This window comes from Cellvibrio sp. ATLC23 (genome assembly GCF_057196725.1).
Genome location: NZ_JBXUOS010000001.1, coordinates 715143 through 730781, shown reverse-complemented (window position 1 = coordinate 730781; position 15639 = coordinate 715143). Strand labels below are relative to the sequence as shown.

Here is a 15639-nt window from a genome sequence, read left to right as displayed (position 1 = left end):
CCGGGAAAAATGAGCGGATTGGAAATAAATCTCAAGAAATGTGGTTTATGCACAGCGCGGGCTAAAAAAACAAAACCCCACTTTTTAGGGTGGGGTTTGTCAGCGATCTGAGGAGATCGATTGATCTCCTTTTTTAGTTTTATTGTGTAAGGACAACATATCAACAAGCATTAATCATCTGAAATTTCAATCGTTGGCATAGCTTGGCTGGCATTATGTTGCTGGATATTTGCCACCAGTTTGCGTGCGATTGCACGGTATTTTTGGCTGATGGCTGATTCAGGATCTGCCGCAACAGAAGGTTTTCCCTGATCCGCGTCGGCGCGAATAGACAAATCTAACGGCAGAGAACCAAGCAATTCAGTTTGATAATCCCGCGCGATACGCTCGCCACCGCCCTCACCAAAAATATGCTCTTCATGGCCGCAATTAGAGCAGGTGTGCATTGCCATATTTTCAATCACACCCAAAATAGGCACATTCACTTTACGGAACATTTCTATGCCTTTTTTGGCATCCAGCAAGGCGATGTCTTGCGGTGTAGTGACAATCACAGCGCCAGTTACCGGTACTTTTTGTGCAAGCGTGATCTGAATATCACCGGTGCCGGGCGGCATATCGATAATTAAATAATCCAGATTATCCCAGCGGGTTTGCATCAACAATTGCTGCAGCGCACCTGTCGCCATAGGGCCACGCCACAACATCGGTGTATCTTCGGTAACCAGATACCCCATAGAAATCGATTGGATGCCGTAAGCATTGATCGGCAACATTTGCTGTTTGCCTTGCTCACCAACTATCTCTGGTCGACGCTGCCCTACACCCAACATTTGCGGCTGGCTGGGGCCGTAAATATCCGCATCCAAAATACCCACACGCGCACCTTCTGCGGCCAAGGCCAAAGCAAGATTCACCGCCGTAGTAGACTTACCTACACCACCCTTACCCGATGCCACCGCAATAATATTTTTTACCTGCGGAATCGCTTGGGAATGTGCCGCACTTTGAGTTGTTGCCATAAATTAGACCTCTACCAAAAACGATCGAACAGCACTTTTTGAGCTGATGCAAATTGGCTGCACCCTAACAAAAAAGGGTGCCAAATGGCACCCTTTTTTACTGCTAACGAACTTGTCATCAACAGGATTATTACTGGTTAAGTTAGTTCACTTCAGCTAACTCTTCCAGATTGTCACGATCATGTTGGTGATCTTTAGCCAGCAACATATAAACCGATGGTAAAACAAACAAGGTAAAGAAGGTACCCACCGTCATACCTAATACCAATACAATACCAATCGCATTACGCGCTTCCGCACCTGCGCCAGCAGCAAATATCAATGGCGTGTGACCGGCAATTGTCGCCACACTGGTCATCATTACCGGACGCAAACGCAATGAAGACGCCTCTCGGATTGCATCCAATTTTGCCATGCCTTCTTCCTGTAACTTATTGGCAAACTCGACCACCAATATACCGTTACGAGCAATCAAGCCCATTAAGGTTACCAAGCCCACCTGTGAATAAATATTCAAAGTCGTGGTAAATCCATTGGTGAAGAATGGAATCGGCATTGGTATTTTCAAGAAAGTAAATAATAAAGCGCCAAACATCGCCAAAGGTACTGAACCCGCCAAAATAACCAGCGGATCACGGAAGCTGTTGTACTGTGCCGACAACACCAAAAAGATCATCACAATTGCCATCAAGAAAGCCGGTAAAAATGTATTGCCTTCACGAATCAACTGCCGCGATTCACCGGTGTAATCAATAGTGTAACTTTTCGGCAAAATTTTACGCGCTTCAGCTTCAACATGCGCCAAGGCTTGCCCCAAGGGCGCGCCGGTAACACCGCTGATTTTTACCGCGTTAAGCTGTTGCATACGGTTAATCGTGCGCGGCTCAGTGGAGTGACTAATGCTGGCAACCTGATCCAGACGAATCAGATTGTTATTCGGGCCAGTGACATACAGACTCGCCAAATCATCGGGATTTAAACGCTCTACCCGCTTCACTTGTGGGATCACTTTATAACTTTGGCCCGCCATATTGAAACGATTGACATAACCGCCACCCAACAAGGTTCCAACATCGTTAGTCACCGTCTGTAAATTCAATCCCAGATCGGCCACTTTTTCGCGATCAATACTGAGCTTGTAATCCGGCTGATCCACTTTTACATCCAATGTTTGGAAATAAAACATACCGGACTCCACCATGATCTCTTGCACCTTCAGAGCGTAATCATAAATCTCTTTGATATCAGCGGTAGATGCCAAAACTATTTCAACCGGAAACTGACCACCACCAGGCAACGCAGGTGGCGTAATGGGCAAAATTCTTACGCCAGCAATTGCCGATAATTTCTGCTGCACTTCCGGCATAATCTCAAATACATCGCGATCACGTTCTTCCCAAGGTTTGGTCACCATGCCGGAAAAACCGCCGGTAGGAAACGTCAACTGAAAGGTAAAGTCAGTCTCTGGAACACTCATAAAAACTTCGTTGACTTGTTTACCGTAATGCGATGCCTGATCAACAGTAGAATTCGCTTGCGAATCCACTATGCCGAAAATAACCCCCTGATCTTCAGTGGGCGCCAACTCTTTTGCAGAAAAAAGGTACAGCGGAAAACACAAGGCAGTAATAACAATCCAAAAAATATAAACACCGATGCGATTTTGTAAACTTGCAGCCAAATTGCGGCCATACCACTCACGGAACTTTTCAAAAGGTTTTTCCAGTGGTGCTTTTAAACCAGTGTGAGGTTTCAGCATACGCGAACCTAACATGGGTGACAGGGTAATCGCGACAACAGCTGAGATAGTCACCGCACCAGCAAGGGTAATCGCAAATTCACGGAACAAAGATCCAATCAAACCACCTTGTAAACCGATGGGAATATAAACAGAAGCCAAGGTTACTGTCATTGCCAAAATCGGCCCAGCTAATTCGCGTGCTGATACAATTGCCGCCCGATAAGGTTTCATCCCATCCTGAATATGGCGCTCGATGTTCTCCACCATAACGATAGCATCGTCCACTACCAAACCAACACAAAGAACAATTGAAAGCAGTGTTAGCAAATTGAGCGAGAAGCCGCATAACTGCATAATAAATAGCGCGCCCACCAATGAAAGTGGAATCGCCAACACCGGAATAATGACCGAACGACTAAAGCCAAGAAACAAGAAAATAACGATCACAATAATCAACAAGGTTTCTGTCAATGTTTTAATGACTTCATTAATTGCTGCATCGATATATTCAGTTGAATCATAGGCAACCGTGCCCGACAACCCTGTTGGTAATTCGGCTTTTATTGCCTCCATTTCTTTATTTACAGCCTTCATTACATCCAATGCATTGGCATTAGGTGCAACCCAAACCCCCATAAATACCGCGGTATCACCTGAGTAGTTAACCACCGTATCGTAGTTCTCTGCGCCCAAAGCAACATCTGCAATATCGCTTAAGCGAATAATGCCGTCGGCAGAATTGCTGATGACCAGTTGTTTAAATTCATCAACACTTTTTAAATCAGTATCTGCACGCAAATTCACTTGCGTATAGGTGCCGCGTGTTTGCCCTACCGCTGCTTGTACGTTATTCGCGGCTAAGGCTGCGCGCACTTGTACTGGCGTTACGTTTAACGCAGCCATGCGTTCAGGCTTAAGCCAAATCCGCATCGCAAACGTTCTGCCGCCCAACACATCGGCTTTCTGTACACCGGCAATAGCGGTTAAACGCGGCTGAATTGAGCGGGTTAAAAAATCAGTAATTTGGTTTTGCTCAAGAATTTCCGAACTGAAACTCAAATAGGCCGCTGCAAATTGTGAATCAGCAGCTTCAATACGAATCGCCGGAACTTCTGCCTCTGGAGGCAAGTCACCGCGCACTTGATTCACCTTGGCCGAAATTTCAGTCATGGCGCTGAGCGGATCATAGTTCAAACGTAAGTGCGCAGTGACGGTAGACATGCCCATTGCACTTTGTGATTCGATGTAGTCAATACCACCGGCAGATGCAATCGCACGTTCAATCGGAGTGGTGATAAATCCGCGCACCAGTTCTGCATTTGCACCGACATAAACGGTATTAATGATAATGACAGAGATGTCACTGCGCGGATATTGGCGCACAGTCAGGTTGGAGCCTGCCTGTATACCCAAAATTAAAATAAGCAGGCTTACCACTATGGCAAGTACCGGCCGCTTGATAAAAATATCAGTAAATTTCATAAGTTAGGCTCATGGGCTTTTAGGCTTATGGAGTAAATCGCTGGGGTATTTGCGCGCCCAACAAATCGAGCACGCATATAACTAATAACTAGCTGTCAGCAGGTGTTGGTTCGAGTTTAAATTCCGGAGTTGGCAAGGTACCTATGGTTACCGCTTGGCCATTTAATAATTTAAATGCGCCCGCACTGGCAACAACATCGCCCTCCTTTAAGCCATCAATAATTTCTACGAAGTCGCCGCGAGCTTTACCTAAACGCACAAACTGTTGCCGCGCTTTAAATGTGCCTGCTTTTTCGCCCTCTTCGATAATAAAAACCGTATCACCAAAAGGTGCATAAATCACTGCAGTACTGGGTACTGCCAAGACGTCTTGCGGATTAGACAAAGTCACTTTGGTTTCAACCGCCATTCCAGGGATCAACTGACTTTTTTCATTTTGCAGATAAGATTGCACTATAGCATTGCGTGTTACGGGACTGATTTCCGCACCTATCGCTGTGATTTCACCACTGATAGTCGCATCTGAACCATCGCCAACATTAACTTCTACAGATAAGCCACGAGTCATTTTCACCAACCAAAATTGTGGTACCGGAAAATTGACACGAACACTATTAATCGCCTGCAACGACACGATTTCGCCGCCCACTTGCAGGTCCTCACCCAAATCCACTTTACGAATCCCCAAGCGTCCATCAAAAGGAGCACGCACGACTTTTTTATCGAGTGTCGCTTTCAAATCACCCACATCACCTCTCGCTGATTCCATCTGCTGCACAGCGGTGTCCAGTTCACTTTGAGAAACAGTATTGCGCTGACGCAGTGCGACCAAGCGCTCGTGATTGGATTTAGCCAAACGCAAACGCGCCTCAGCAGCACTTAATTGAGCCTGTTCGTTACCTGACTCTTGCACCAGAATCACCGTGCCTTTCTTAACTTGCTCGCCTGACTTAAAGCGAATTTCCTTCACCTTGCCAGCAACTTCAGCAGTAATCACAATGCCTTCAGAGGCTTCTACAGTACCCATTGCGGTGTAACTATTCGGCCATTGCTGAATTACCGTCGTGAAGGTACTTACCGTTTCGGAAGGTGGAGGTGTACTCTCCTGAGCCTGCCCCATAGCAGCAAATTGCGTCAGCTTGATTACAACAACAATCGTCACAATTCCTATAAGGCTTGCCACAGCAATACCGATTGATTTCACATTGTTCATAAATGAAGAGCCATTGAGAGGAGAAAAAGAAATTACGACCAGAACTGCACAAGACATGCGGAGGGAGGCGATAAATCGACGGTATCCCAACCATTAACTTCGGCATTTTTCAGCCGGAGAATTGTTGCACAGCCACTGATTAAAACTAAAACCAACAAATGTCACAATATGTAAAGGCAATCCGCGCATTCTAGTCGGCAAGGAACCCTTGCCGACCATTTGGTCGGTTAGCAGATACTAGCCCTTTTTCATGACAGATCCAAGAAATTGTTGGACTTAACAACAATTCATGACATTCATCATTCAAACTGACGGGAATTATGCACAAAGATGGGACAGGAACTGTCAGCAGCTATAATTTTTCGATCGATTCAGGAGAACCAATAAACGTAAGAGCGCCCCTTAACGTGTAATGACGTGGGAATTCCGATATCCCTTGTTCAATCGACTCATAAGCAGTGCCGATCCGATAGACATCTCCTGTTATTCTGCGCAACATGTCAGATAAAGATCTATAACGGTCGAGCGAATGTTCAACAACATCGCCTTCAATTTGCACCACATTTGAACAATCAAGCATCGCAGGCCGCCCATCCATTAGCATCCAGACACCAACAGCCTTAATCTGGATACGAACCAAATCGGATTGATATTTTTGGATAGAATCCGCTTTAGGAATAAATTGACGAAACCGGTGTCCAGCAGAAAAACAAGACGATGCTCTAAACTTTACACCAATCACTCCAGCCAGTGACAAGTGACGCTGGATTAATTGAGTTTTATTAAAGCCAACATAGGGGTCGGGATAAAAAATTAATGTGTGGGTAGCCATAAAAACATCCTTGCCATTTGTGTTGAATAAATCCGTCCGTGATTAACTGGATTCAATCAAAGATCCAGCCAAAAATCAATAAGCCAAATCAGCTGAGAATATTGATAAATCTGGTACGATTTGCCCCCTACCGATTGACTCAAGGATTATCTATGACCTGGGCACCCCACGTAACCGTTGCCACCATTGTTGAACGCGACAACCGCTTTTTAATGGTGTACGAAGAAGCCGATGGCAAAAAAGTGTACAACCAACCTGCCGGTCACTTAGACCCTAACGAAACACTGCAAGCAGCGGCGATTCGCGAAACATTGGAAGAAACGGGTTGGACAGTGAAATTAACCGGGGTTGTAGGGGTAAATTTATATACCGCTCCCAGCAATGGAATCACCTACTTTCGCACCACATTCATTGCCGAAGCGGTTAGTCATGATGCTGAGCGCGCGCTGGATACAGGCATTATCGAAGCAGTTTGGCTTACTTATGATGAGCTACTTGCCCGCAAAGACGAATTGCGCAGCCCGATGACACTGCAAATCATTGATGAATATCGCGCTGGGCGCCGCTTTCCCCTCGGCGTTGTTGGATGATCTTGTTGGCTAAGGTGGCAGTGAAGGGCTTGGGCAGGTAAAATGCCCGCCTTTCCCTTTCCTTGCAGTTGCTCCTTATGTCAGATGTTATTCCCGCTGTTACCTCGGGCCAAAAAGTGATCGTTGGAATGTCCGGCGGTGTCGATTCTTCAGTCTCTGCCCTGCTCCTGAAACAACAGGGTTATCAGGTCGAAGGCCTGTTTATGAAGAACTGGGATGAGGACGACGGCACCGAATACTGTACCGCCAAGGCGGATTTGGCCGATGCTGAAATGGTTTGCGAGCGCATTGGCATCAAGCTGCATACGGCAAACTTTGCGTCGGAATACTGGGATAACGTATTCGAGCACTTTCTCGAAGAGTACAAAGCTGGACGCACACCCAACCCCGATATTCTCTGCAACCGCGAAATCAAATTCAAAGTATTTATGGAATACGCGCGCAAACTGGGCGGTGAGCTGATTGCCACCGGTCACTATGTGCGCCGCGCTGATCGTGAAGGCCATGCCCATCTATTAAAAGGCCTAGACCCCAACAAAGACCAAAGCTACTTTTTACATGCGGTAGGCGAAGCTGAGTTCGCTAAATCCCTGTTCCCCGTAGGCGAGCTGGAAAAACCGGAAGTTCGCCGAATTGCAGAAGAATTCGGCTTGGTTACCCACAACAAAAAAGACAGCACCGGTATTTGTTTTATTGGCGAGCGCCGTTTTAAAGATTTCTTGCAGCAATACTTGCCCGCACAACCGGGGGAGATTCAAACCCCCGATGGCCAGGTGATTGGCGAACATATGGGTTTGATGTACCACACCATTGGTCAGCGTCAGGGCTTGGGTATAGGTGGTGTTAAAGGCGCTAATGAAGAGCCTTGGTTTGTAGTGCAGAAAGATTTGGTGCGCAACGTATTGGTTGTCGTACAAGGGACAGACCACCCGCTTCTGTATACCAATCATTTAATCGCTCAACAGGCCCATTGGATTAACGGTACTCCGCCCTCATCTAAGGTCAAGTGCACCGCCAAAACACGTTATCGCCAACCCGATCAGGCCTGTGTGGTAACACTATTGGGCGATGGCACACTCGATGTGATCTTTGAGCAGCCGCAGCGTGCGGTTACACCTGGGCAATCTGTTGTTTTTTACGCGGATGATATTTGCCTCGGTGGCGCAGTGATCGAATCTACCGACAATCGTTGATCCACTAATAAGCCCCTTTTAAGTAGTTGAGAGAATTTCGCGTGAGCAAAAACTGGCAAGACATTACCCTCGCCCTCGCAGGTGTATTTCAGGCAACCGCCATGGTGGAACAGGTTGCAAAAACTGGCCATGTCCCGCCCGATGCTTATAAATGCAGTATTGAAAGCATGCTCGACCTGAATCCTGAAAGTACACTCGCGGTTTACGGCGGAAATTTAGAAAACCTGCGCACCGGCTTGGAAGTGATGCGCGAACTTTTGCGCCCCGGTTCGCAAAAACATCGGGAAACACTGCGTTACGGATTGGGCGTATTACACCTGCAGAAAAAGCTCGCCGGCCGCCGCGATATGCTGGGTGTTATTGGCAGCCGCTTGGAGCAAGTGGCACAACAAGCACAACATTTTTCATCGACGCACGAAAATGTTATCGCCAATTTGGGCACACTTTATACCGAAACCCTGAGCACGTTCCGTTTTCGCATCCAAGTGAATGGCGACTACAATTACCTGCAACAACAGCGTATCGCCAACCAAATTCGCGCCCTCCTGCTCGCCTCGGTGCGCTCAGCAATTCTCTGGCGACAAGTCGGCGGCAACCGTTTGCAACTCTTGTTCTATCGCAAACATATCGCACAACAGGTAGATGACTTTTTGCGCCGCATGTAATTCGGCCAAATCACACCCAGAATTCCCATTTCATTATTAACTTTTCATTTTCAAACGAGACGCATCATGGACAATTCATTTAACACGCTCACCGCACTGAATGCGGTATCACCAGTTGATGGCCGCTACGGCAGCAAAACCATTGCACTGCGCAGCATTTTCAGTGAGTTCGGTTTGATCCGTTTTCGCGTTGAAGTGGAAGTGCGTTGGCTGCAACAACTCAGCCGCCTTGCAGGTGTACCCGAAGTACCTGCGTTTAGCGCAGCGACCAATGCGGTGCTCGATAAAATTGTTTCTGACTTTAACGAAGCCGATGCGCAAGCGGTAAAAGATATTGAGCGCACCACCAACCACGACGTGAAAGCGGTTGAGTATTTCCTCAAAAATAAATTCGCCGGCAATGCCGAACTCGAAGCGGTATTGGAATTTGTTCACTTCGCCTGTACCTCAGAAGATATTAACAACCTCTCGCATGCCCTAATGCTGCGCGAAGGCCGCAAAGTATTTTTGCAAGATGCCGAAGCCATTATTGATGGCATCGCCAAACTGGCACACGACTACGCAGAAGATTCAATGCTGTCGCGCACCCATGGTCAAACCGCATCACCTACTACTGTAGGAAAAGAAATGGCTAACGTGGCTGCACGTTTGCGGCGCCAGGTTAAAGCAGTCAAAGAAGTTGAATTACTGGGGAAAATTAACGGTGCTGTGGGCAACTATAATGCGCACTTGTCTGCCTACCCGGATGTAGATTGGCAAGCAAACGCGCAGGAATTTGTAGAGAGCTTAGGTTTAAGCTGGAACCCCTACACAACACAAATCGAACCACACGATTACATCGCCGAACTGTTTGATGCTATTGCACGTTTCAACACCATCGTGATCGATTTTGATCGCGACATTTGGGGTTATATTTCTCTCGGCTATTTCAAACAAAAAACCATTGCCGGCGAAGTGGGCTCATCCACCATGCCGCACAAAGTTAACCCGATTGATTTTGAAAACTCCGAAGGCAACCTGGGCATCGCCAATGCGATTTTCACTCACCTCGCACAAAAACTGCCTATCTCCCGCTGGCAGCGCGACCTGACTGACTCCACCGTATTGCGCAATATGGGGGTTGGTTTTGGTTACGGCATGATTGCCTATGCATCCACATTGAAAGGTATGGGCAAACTGGAAATTAACCGCGCGCGTCTCGCCGAAGACTTGAACAACTCCTGGGAAGTATTGGCTGAACCGATTCAAACTATTATGCGCCGCTACAACGTCGCAGAGCCCTACGAAAAATTAAAAGCCCTGACTCGCGGCCAAACCATTAACCGCGAAGTGCTGGCAGCGTTTGTAGAGACTTTGGATATTCCCGAACACGCCAAACAAACCATGCGCGAGTTAACACCCGCCAATTACATTGGCAATGCGGTAGATCAAGCCAAGGCGATTTAAACCGTGAAACAATAAGGGCTCTTTAAGAGCCCTTTATTTTTGAGATGTATTTTTTGGTAGGTATTAACAATGACAACACCCCTTACCCATCTTGGCGATATGCCAATCGAAGAATTCTTACGCGATTACTGGCAAAAAAAACCGCTGTTAATCCGCAATGCTTTTCCTAATTTTGAATCACCACTATCTCCCGATGAGCTTGCCGGTTTAGCGCTGGAAGAAGAAGTTGAATCGCGCATCGTATTGGAACATGGCACAACACCTTGGGAGTTGCGCAACGGCCCGTTTGATGAAAAAACCTTTGAAACTTTACCGGAAAGCCGCTGGACTTTATTAGTGCAAGCTGCCGATCAATACGTGCCGGAAGTTAACCAGATGCTCGATGCATTTCGTTTTATTCCCAACTGGCGTTTGGATGACATCATGATCAGCTATGCACCTGATCAAGGCGGCGTCGGCCCACACTTTGATTATTACGATGTGTTTTTGCTGCAAGGCCTGGGCAAACGCCATTGGAAAATCGGCCAGATGTGCGATAACAATTCACCGCGCGTAGAAGGTACTCGCTTAAAAATTCTCAGCGAATTTCACACCACCGATGAATGGGTCGTCGAGCCGGGCGATATGCTGTACATCCCGCCGGGTATCGCCCACTGGGGCAATGCACAAGGCGATGACTGCATGACCTATTCAATTGGTTTTCGCGCACCCAGCCATGCCGATATCATTTCCGAGGTCGGGCAAGAAGTTGCACTGTCCATTGCCGATGATTTGCGGTTTAGCGATCCGGATTTAAAACTGCAAAATAACCCAGGTGAAATTGGCGCAGAAGCCATCGCACAAATTCAGAAAATTTTGCAGCAACATTTAACAACAGAAAACATCGCCCATTGGTTTGGTAAATTCATGACCGAACGCAAATATCTCGATCACTGCGACGAAGAACCGCTGGAGATAGATGCCGATGAATGGCAATCAGCACTGGCTGATGGCGAATTACTCTGGCGCCACCCCTCTGCCCGCCTTGCGTTTCACAGCGATGAAAAAGGCACCCTACTTTTTGCCGATGGCGAAGCAATATGCTGTTCACGCGAGCTAGCCGAGCTAGTGTGTAAGGAAGTAGAGATCAGCTGGCGTGAGCTGAAGGATCTGGTACAAGACCCGATGAATCGCGCAGCCATGACACAGCTAATCACGCAAGAAACCTTATTAGTCGACGAGTAATTTCCCTCCGTAGGATGGGTGGAGCCTAAGCGATACCCATCATTTCCCTGCTTGTTTTAACCAACGAGTAATGCCATGCCCCAAAACATCATTCTCACAAACTGGCAAACCCACTCTGCGGATTTAATCAACATTCGCACCGAAGTGTTCATTCAAGAACAGCAAGTGTCTGCAGCGGATGAATGGGATGGGCTAGATGAACAAGCGCTGCATTTTTTAGCGCTATCGGCTCAGGGTGAAGCCATTGGTTGCGCACGATTATTGCCAGAGATAGCTGCACATAAGCCTCTTTATCATATTGGTCGCGTTGCTATTCTTAAACCTTTTCGCAACCAAGGTATCGGCCATCAATTAATGCAATATGTAATTGCCTACTGCAAAAAAGCAGCGCCTGAAAATAGTATTTATCTACACGCTCAAACGGAACGCCGTCAATTTTATGAAACACTAGGCTTTGCTGCAGAAAACGATGAGTTTATCGACGCAGGAATACTGCACATCAGTATGCACTTGACAGTACAAGGAGCATGACATGGCCGAACAATCATCCGCATGTGAAACACTTTGGCTGTTGGATGGAATAGCGGACTTTCGCTCCTACACTGAGCTGCTCATTGAACAAAGCCATCGCTCTATCGCCATCCTCACCGAGGACCTAGACGCTCTGGTTTATGCCACACCGGAAATTGTGCAAGCAGTATCTACATTTGCCCGCTCCAGTCGCAATACACAGGTGCAAATATTGATTAAAAATACCAAACCCGCGATTGAAAGCGGCCATCCCCTAACACGTCTCGCGCAGCGACTCTCATCCAAAATTCTGGTGCGTAAAATGACCATTGAACCCAACAATAAAGAAATGGGGTTTGTGCTGGGTGACACTAATAAGCTTGTGTATAAAAATGACGATTCACTGCATCGCGGTTTTTTCAACAGTGCCGCCGCCAGTGAAATAAAGTCTTTGCGCGAGGAGTTTAATTACCTGTGGCAATACAGTGAGCCTGAACCCGAATTTAATCTACTGCATATCTAGCCTAGCGCTACCGCAATCATCCCCCGCAAAATCTGTTGCCAAACTTCACAACCCGTAAAAAAAGCCGTTTTTGCCGGATAAGCTACACATTTTTTGTTGCTGATTACTTTTTTATCCTATATATATAGCGTCAATCCGTATTTGGGTGCATTTGAGCCTATAAATACAGGGCTTTTTCACTTTGTTTCAAACCGTATAAGCAGTATTGTGAGTATCGGCTAGACTCAGCAAATCATGTCGATGTTACACGAGCATCGCTGCTTAAAAGTTAAGCATACCCACTCTTCATCAATAATATAGAAGGAATCCAAAATGGCTGCTAAAAAACCCGCCGCCCCTAAAGCTGCTGCAACTAAAGCTACAGCAGTAAAAAAAGCACCTGCCGCTAAAGTAGCTGCACCAAAAGCAAAAGCCGCCCCTAAAGCTGCTGTTAAAAAAGCTGCCGCACCTAAAGCCGCAGCCAAAAAAGCACCCGCCGTTAAAGCTGCACCAGCTGTTGTTAAGCCAATTGCTGAACGTCAAAACAAAACTCAAATGCTGCAACAAATTGCTGACTCAACTGAGCTGAGCAAAAAACAAGTTCAAGGCGTTTTAGATGAATTGACCAACATTATTGAAGGTCACATCAAGAAGAAAGGCGTAGGCGAATTCGTATTGCCAGGCCTGCTAAAAATCACCACCGTGAAAAAGCCTGCTACCAAAGCACGCAAAGGCATCAACCCGTTCACCGGTGAAGAAGTAATGTTTAAAGCCAAACCAGCAAGCACTTCAGTAAAAGTACGCCCGCTGAAAAAACTGAAAGAAATGGCCGTTTAATCGTCGCCGCTTCCGCTACAAAAACCCGCAAATTCTTGCGGGTTTTTTATTTCTGCAAGCTCCTTGCGCACGCTTTAAACAAGCTTGAAACCTTCTCCAACCAATGCATTTTGCAGGCGCTTAACACGCTCAGCAAGCTCAGCTGTTGTATATTCCTTAGCCGGTAGTTTGCCCCAGATGGGCTGAGGCCAAGCGGGATCATCAGTGAAACGCGCTATATGATGCACATGAAGTTGACGTACCACATTACCCAATGCAGCCACATTCATCTTGTCCGCATCAAATACACTGGTCATCACTTCCGCTAAACGGCAAGACTCGCGAATCAATTGCAGCTGCTCCTCTTCACTCAAATGATGGATTTCAAATACATCCTCGCGCTTGGGCACCAAAATACACCAAGGAAAATTTGCATCCCGACTTAACAGCAGCAGAGATAAATCAAATTCGCCGATAACAATAGAATCCTGCGCGAGGCGCGGGTGAAGTTCAAACATGTTTGCCATCCTTTTAATTGAGCAAGTGTTTATTGAATTGACCTATATTGACAAGATACTCGCCTAACCGTCCAAGACGCTATACCAATATCGCCAACCGCCGTAGAATATGCGCCTTTAAAACCCATTATAGCTACCAAGAAGTCATCACTATGCGTTCCAGCCGATTTTTAATTGCCACCCTCAAAGAAACCCCATCCGATGCGGAAGTTATCAGTCATCAACTGATGCTGCGCGCGGGCATGATCCGCAAAATGGCTTCCGGTCTTTACAACTGGCTGCCAATGGGGCTACGTGTATTGCGCAAAGTTGAAAAAATTGTGCGCGAAGAAATGAACAAATCCGGTGCCATGGAAGTTCTGATGCCGGTAGTGCAACCTGCTGAGCTGTGGGAAGAATCGGGCCGCTGGCAGCAATATGGGCCGGAACTACTGCGCATGCATGACCGCCATGACCGCCCGTTCTGCCTCGGCCCAACCCACGAGGAAGTCATTACCGATCTGATCCGCAACGAAATTAGAAGCTACAAACAATTGCCGGCTAATTTTTATCAAATTCAGACCAAATTCCGCGATGAAATTCGTCCACGCTTTGGCGTAATGCGTTCGCGCGAATTTATCATGAAGGATGCCTACTCCTTCCACACCAGCACCGAATCATTGCAAGAAACCTATGATGTCATGCATGCAACCTACTGCAATATTTTCACCCGACTAGGTTTGCAATTCCGCCCTGTACTTGCCGACACCGGCTCCATCGGCGGCGCTTCCTCCCATGAATTCCACGTACTGGCGGACAGCGGCGAAGACGATATCGCCTTCAGTAACGCCAGCGACTATGCCGCTAATATCGAGAAGGCCGAGGCTCTGCCACCTACCGCGCCGCGCCCTGCAGCGCAACATGTTATGCAAGAAGTGGCAACGCCAGGCAAACACAGCATCGATGAAATCTGCGAGTTTTTGCAAGTAAGCCCGGAACAAACTGTTAAAACCCTGATCGTCCTGGGCGCGATGCGCGACGACAAAACCCAGCCGCTCGTAGCATTGGTATTGCGTGGCGATCATGAACTCAATGAAATCAAAGCAGAAAAGTTAACCGGTATTGCATCGCCATTGACCATGGCACCAGAGGCACGTATCAAAGCAGAACTTGGTGTTGGTGTTGGTTCTATAGGACCTGTTGGTTTAACTATCCCTGTGATCGTTGATCACTCTGCGGCGCATCTGGCTGATTTTGTCTGTGGCGCCAATAAAGATGGATTCCATTTGACCGGCGTGAATTGGGAGCGCGATGCGATGGCGCCACTGGTTGCCGATATTCGCAACGTAGTCACCGGCGACCCAAGCCCATGCGGCAATGGCACATTGGAGATCAAACGCGGCATCGAAGTTGGTCATATTTTCCAACTCGGCACCAAATATTCTGAAGCTATGAAAGCTAAAGTGCTGGATGTCAACGGCAAAGAGCAAACCATGATTATGGGTTGTTATGGTATTGGCGTTACGCGCGTAGTCGCTTCGGCAATCGAGCAAAACTTTGATGAAAACGGCATTATCTGGGCCGATTCAATTGCGCCATTCCACATCGCGATTGTACCGATCAACATGCAGAAATCCCCTGCTGTTGCCGCTAAATGTGAAGAGCTTTACGCACAGCTACAAGAACTGGGGTTCGATGTGTTGCTGATGGATGAGGACAAGGCGCGTCTCGGTACTATGCTCGCCGATACCGATTTGATGGGTATTCCCCATCGCATTGTGATTGGTGATCGCGGCTTGGAAGCTGGCACGATCGAATACAAAGGTCGCCGCGATGCAGAAAAACAAGAAATTGCCACCGCTGACGTACTGAGCTTTTTGCAAGCCCGCATCAAAATATAGCTATC

Annotated in this window: 14 protein-coding genes; 9 read left to right on the top strand and 5 right to left on the bottom strand. The window is 47.3% G+C overall.

The annotated features are described in order from the left end of the window. Window positions 1–170: 170 nt before the first annotated feature. The 4 genes from apbC to AC2CG4_RS03005 all read right to left on the bottom strand — a co-directional run bounded on the left by apbC (window position 171) and on the right by AC2CG4_RS03005 (window position 6290). A complete protein-coding gene (gene apbC / locus AC2CG4_RS03020; protein WP_484484847.1) occupies window positions 171–1022 on the bottom strand; it encodes an iron-sulfur cluster carrier protein ApbC in 852 nt (283 codons plus the stop codon). A gap of 142 nt (window positions 1023–1164) precedes the next feature. Then, window positions 1165–4245 carry an efflux RND transporter permease subunit gene (locus tag AC2CG4_RS03015; protein ID WP_484484846.1) on the bottom strand — a complete coding sequence of 1027 codons (3081 nt, stop codon included), beginning with the start codon at window positions 4243–4245 and terminating at the stop codon, window positions 1165–1167. Between the two features lie 88 nt (window positions 4246–4333). Next, entirely contained in the window at window positions 4334–5458 is a 1125-nt protein-coding gene (locus AC2CG4_RS03010) for an efflux RND transporter periplasmic adaptor subunit (protein WP_484484845.1), read from the bottom strand. A gap of 352 nt (window positions 5459–5810) precedes the next feature. After that, window positions 5811–6290 carry a hypothetical protein gene (locus tag AC2CG4_RS03005; protein WP_286843000.1) on the bottom strand — a complete coding sequence of 160 codons (480 nt, stop codon included), beginning with the start codon at window positions 6288–6290 and terminating at the stop codon, window positions 5811–5813. 152 nt (window positions 6291–6442) lie between these two features. Here AC2CG4_RS03005 and AC2CG4_RS03000 point away from each other — a divergent pair, with 152 nt between their 5' ends. From AC2CG4_RS03000 to AC2CG4_RS02965, 8 genes are all read left to right on the top strand, one after another. After that, the gene (locus tag AC2CG4_RS03000) at window positions 6443–6880 is read left to right on the top strand and encodes an NUDIX hydrolase (protein ID WP_484484844.1); all 438 of its coding nucleotides are present in this window, start codon (window positions 6443–6445) and stop codon (window positions 6878–6880) included. Window positions 6881–6957: 77 nt separating this feature from the next. After that, entirely contained in the window at window positions 6958–8073 is a 1116-nt protein-coding gene (gene mnmA / locus AC2CG4_RS02995) for a tRNA 2-thiouridine(34) synthase MnmA (protein ID WP_484484843.1), read from the top strand. Window positions 8074–8114: 41 nt separating this feature from the next. After that, window positions 8115–8738 (top strand): high frequency lysogenization protein HflD, encoded by a 624-nt coding sequence (hflD, locus tag AC2CG4_RS02990; RefSeq protein WP_062065568.1) that lies wholly within the window; start codon window positions 8115–8117, stop codon window positions 8736–8738. 66 nt (window positions 8739–8804) lie between these two features. Continuing rightward, entirely contained in the window at window positions 8805–10184 is a 1380-nt protein-coding gene (purB, locus tag AC2CG4_RS02985) for an adenylosuccinate lyase (protein WP_484484842.1), read from the top strand. A 69-nt stretch (window positions 10185–10253) separates the two neighbouring features. Beyond that, entirely contained in the window at window positions 10254–11408 is a 1155-nt protein-coding gene (locus tag AC2CG4_RS02980; protein WP_484484841.1) for a JmjC domain-containing protein, read from the top strand. A 75-nt stretch (window positions 11409–11483) separates the two neighbouring features. Further along, the gene (locus AC2CG4_RS02975; protein WP_484484840.1) at window positions 11484–11939 is read left to right on the top strand and encodes a GNAT family N-acetyltransferase; all 456 of its coding nucleotides are present in this window, start codon (window positions 11484–11486) and stop codon (window positions 11937–11939) included. Between the two features lies 1 nt (window position 11940). Next, on the top strand, window positions 11941–12441 hold the full coding sequence (locus AC2CG4_RS02970; RefSeq protein WP_484484839.1) for a DUF7931 domain-containing protein: 501 nt from the start codon (window positions 11941–11943) through the stop codon (window positions 12439–12441). Between the two features lie 312 nt (window positions 12442–12753). Further along, on the top strand, window positions 12754–13257 hold the full coding sequence (locus AC2CG4_RS02965; RefSeq protein WP_484484838.1) for an HU family DNA-binding protein: 504 nt from the start codon (window positions 12754–12756) through the stop codon (window positions 13255–13257). 74 nt (window positions 13258–13331) lie between these two features. Here the strand turns inward: AC2CG4_RS02965 and AC2CG4_RS02960 are convergent, their stop codons facing one another. After that, window positions 13332–13754, bottom strand: a complete 423-nt coding sequence (locus AC2CG4_RS02960; RefSeq protein WP_062065550.1) for an HIT domain-containing protein — start codon at window positions 13752–13754, stop codon at window positions 13332–13334. Window positions 13755–13906: 152 nt separating this feature from the next. On the opposite strand from AC2CG4_RS02960, the gene AC2CG4_RS02955 reads away from it, so the two are divergent. Beyond that, window positions 13907–15634, top strand: a complete 1728-nt coding sequence (locus AC2CG4_RS02955) for a proline--tRNA ligase (protein ID WP_484484837.1) — start codon at window positions 13907–13909, stop codon at window positions 15632–15634. The last annotated feature ends 5 nt before the right edge of the window (window positions 15635–15639 follow it).

Coding starts and splice junctions, on each gene's coding strand:
- apbC (WP_484484847.1), bottom strand. CDS start 1,022: ATGGCAACAACTCAAAGTGCGGCACATTCCCAAGCGATTCCGCAGGTA.
- AC2CG4_RS03015 (WP_484484846.1), bottom strand. CDS start 4,245: ATGAAATTTACTGATATTTTTATCAAGCGGCCGGTACTTGCCATAGTG.
- AC2CG4_RS03010 (WP_484484845.1), bottom strand. CDS start 5,458: ATGAACAATGTGAAATCAATCGGTATTGCTGTGGCAAGCCTTATAGGA.
- AC2CG4_RS03005 (WP_286843000.1), bottom strand. CDS start 6,290: ATGGCTACCCACACATTAATTTTTTATCCCGACCCCTATGTTGGCTTT.
- AC2CG4_RS03000 (WP_484484844.1), top strand. CDS start 6,443: ATGACCTGGGCACCCCACGTAACCGTTGCCACCATTGTTGAACGCGAC.
- mnmA (WP_484484843.1), top strand. CDS start 6,958: ATGTCAGATGTTATTCCCGCTGTTACCTCGGGCCAAAAAGTGATCGTT.
- purB (WP_484484842.1), top strand. CDS start 8,805: ATGGACAATTCATTTAACACGCTCACCGCACTGAATGCGGTATCACCA.
- AC2CG4_RS02980 (WP_484484841.1), top strand. CDS start 10,254: ATGACAACACCCCTTACCCATCTTGGCGATATGCCAATCGAAGAATTC.
- AC2CG4_RS02975 (WP_484484840.1), top strand. CDS start 11,484: ATGCCCCAAAACATCATTCTCACAAACTGGCAAACCCACTCTGCGGAT.
- AC2CG4_RS02970 (WP_484484839.1), top strand. CDS start 11,941: ATGGCCGAACAATCATCCGCATGTGAAACACTTTGGCTGTTGGATGGA.
- AC2CG4_RS02965 (WP_484484838.1), top strand. CDS start 12,754: ATGGCTGCTAAAAAACCCGCCGCCCCTAAAGCTGCTGCAACTAAAGCT.
- AC2CG4_RS02960 (WP_062065550.1), bottom strand. CDS start 13,754: ATGTTTGAACTTCACCCGCGCCTCGCGCAGGATTCTATTGTTATCGGC.
- AC2CG4_RS02955 (WP_484484837.1), top strand. CDS start 13,907: ATGCGTTCCAGCCGATTTTTAATTGCCACCCTCAAAGAAACCCCATCC.